Annotated in this window: 4 protein-coding genes; 1 reads left to right on the top strand and 3 read right to left on the bottom strand. The window is 65.7% G+C overall.

All coding sequences use genetic code 11. The annotated features are described in order from the left end of the window. Position 1: 1 nt before the first annotated feature. Positions 2–613, bottom strand: a complete 612-nt coding sequence (locus JNK68_07880) for a hypothetical protein (GenBank protein MBL8540277.1) — start codon at positions 611–613, stop codon at positions 2–4. 89 nt (positions 614–702) lie between these two features. Further along, positions 703–957 (bottom strand): hypothetical protein, encoded by a 255-nt coding sequence (locus tag JNK68_07875; GenBank protein ID MBL8540276.1) that lies wholly within the window; start codon positions 955–957, stop codon positions 703–705. A 221-nt stretch (positions 958–1178) separates the two neighbouring features. Here JNK68_07875 and rfbC point away from each other — a divergent pair, with 221 nt between their 5' ends. Next, positions 1179–1709, top strand: a complete 531-nt coding sequence (gene rfbC, locus JNK68_07870; protein MBL8540275.1) for a dTDP-4-dehydrorhamnose 3,5-epimerase — start codon at positions 1179–1181, stop codon at positions 1707–1709. Here the strand turns inward: rfbC and JNK68_07865 are convergent. After that, positions 1706–1940: aminotransferase class I/II-fold pyridoxal phosphate-dependent enzyme (locus JNK68_07865; GenBank protein ID MBL8540274.1), on the bottom strand; the 235-nt coding region annotated here is incomplete at its 5' end. The two genes, rfbC and JNK68_07865, sit on opposite strands and share 4 nt — an antisense overlap.

The raw sequence follows: 1940 nt of genomic DNA, 5'->3' as shown, positions 1-1940 counted from the left end.
TTCAGCTCGCGAGCTCGGGCGCGCGCCAGCCGTCGGACCGATAGCCGCCGTTGTCCCAGGGGTAGGCTGCAATGGTCACGGTTTCCGCCGGCGCGAAACCGCCGTCGGAACGGTAACCGTCCTTGTCCCACGGGTAGCCCGCCACGACGGTTGTCTCTGTCGGCGCGAAACCACCGTCGGACCGGTAGCCGTCCTTGTCCCATGGATAGCCCGCGACCTTGAGGCCGCTCGCGACGACGCCGGCATCGCTCAGCACCTGCCGCGCGTAACCACCGGTGGCGAACGACGGCTGGCGGGACCTGCTGGTCGCCTGCGGTTCGAGCACCTGCGTGTCGAGCGACTCGTGCACGAAGCGGGCATGGCCACCGTTCGCGAACGAGAACTCCGGGGTTGCAGGAATCGCCGTGCCCTCGACATCGTGCGCGGCTGCAATGCGTGCGTAGCCGCCCGTGGCAAAGCTCGCGTCGGCGTGGACCGGCGCGGTGGCTGTGACGGCCGCGGCGAGAAGCGCGGACTGGATCAATTGGCGAGTGGTGAACATGGTCGTGACCTCCAGAATCAGGTGGCATACGGCCGTACCCTCGGTACGGCGATGCAGCGGCGGCGTCTTCAAATTCCGTTCTGCATGGTGGACAGTGTGGGCGTTCGGTCTCACGGCGGCGTCACGGGAAGTTCACATTTCCGTGACGTTGCCTGCGTCGGTCAGTCGAAGAAGTGATTGTCGAGACGTGAACGGCGCGAGCTGGAGACGAGAGCATTGATCTCGTCGCTCCACACGCCGGGGTCGGCGTCCTCCTCGCTCGGTTCCGGCTCGTCGAAGTCGATCAGGCCGCGGAACAGGAGCTCGCGCTCGAGCAGGCGCTCGGAGAGCCGTGCGAAGTTGCGCCGGCGCGTTGCAGCGGGCGCGGACGTTGTTTCGTGCGTCACCAGTAGGTCGACCATCTCCTGCTTGTTCATGGCATACGCTCCTCGTTGTGTCGGGAACGGTGCGGCGCCCTGCCACACCTGCGATGCCACTCTGGGCGCCAGCGGTCACACGGCAATCACGCAATCTTCAACTTTCTGTCCCGAGCCACGCGCGGACTCTGATTGACCGTCTTCGACAGCGGCGCTACATTCGTCGCGGCGCCGTAGCATCGGCGGCCGTGTGCAGACCATGTTCGTGAAAAGGAAGCAGGATGCTGTTCAATGAAACCGCGCTCGGGGGTGCCTTCGTCATCGGACTGGATCGCAAGGAAGACCTTCGCGGCCATTTCGCGCGGACGTTCTGCGTGCACGAATTCGAGGCGCATGGACTGAATCCGCGCGTGGTCCAGTGCAACGTCAGCTTCAACAAGCGCAGAGGCACGCTGCGCGGCATGCACTGGCAGGCGCCGCCGAGCGCGGAGGTGAAGCTCGTGCGTGCGGCGCGCGGGGCGATCGTCGACGTGATCGTCGATCTGCGTGCCGGCTCACCCACCTACCTGCAGCACATCGCCGTCGATCTCACGGAGGACAACGGTCAGGCGCTCTACATCCCCGAGGGATTCGCGCACGGCTTCCAGACGCTGGCGGACGACACCGAAGTGTTCTATCAGATGTCGGAGTTCCACGCGCCGGAGCAGGCACGCGGCGCGCGATGGAACGACCCCGCCTTCGCGATCAGCTGGCCGCTGCCCGATCCGATCATGAACGATCGCGATCGGACGTGGCCGGATTACACGGCTTAAGAATCGACGTCAGCGCCTGCCGAGAAATCGCGCAGACGGCGTACGCCCTCGCGCAGATTGTCGAGCGATGTCGTGTACGCGAAGCGCACATGCTCGCGCGCACGGTGCTCGCCGAAGTCGATGCCGGGCGTGACGGCGACACCTGCCTCATCGAGCAGCGCCTGTGCGAGCGCGAAGCTGTCGCTCGTGAAGCGGTCGCATCTCGCATACACGTAGAACGCGCCCTGCGGC

The organism is Betaproteobacteria bacterium (genome assembly GCA_016791345.1).
Taxonomy (GTDB): domain Bacteria; phylum Pseudomonadota; class Gammaproteobacteria; order Burkholderiales; family JAEUMW01; genus JAEUMW01.
Note: the sequence above shows the minus strand (reverse complement) of the source record. Positions and strands in the feature narration are given on the sequence as shown.

What these genes read in the sequence shown, in the direction of transcription:
- JNK68_07875 (MBL8540276.1), bottom strand. Translation starts at nt 957, where the DNA reads ATGAACAAGCAGGAGATGGTCGACCTACTGGTGACGCACGAAACAACG.
- rfbC (MBL8540275.1), top strand. Translation starts at nt 1,179, where the DNA reads ATGCTGTTCAATGAAACCGCGCTCGGGGGTGCCTTCGTCATCGGACTG.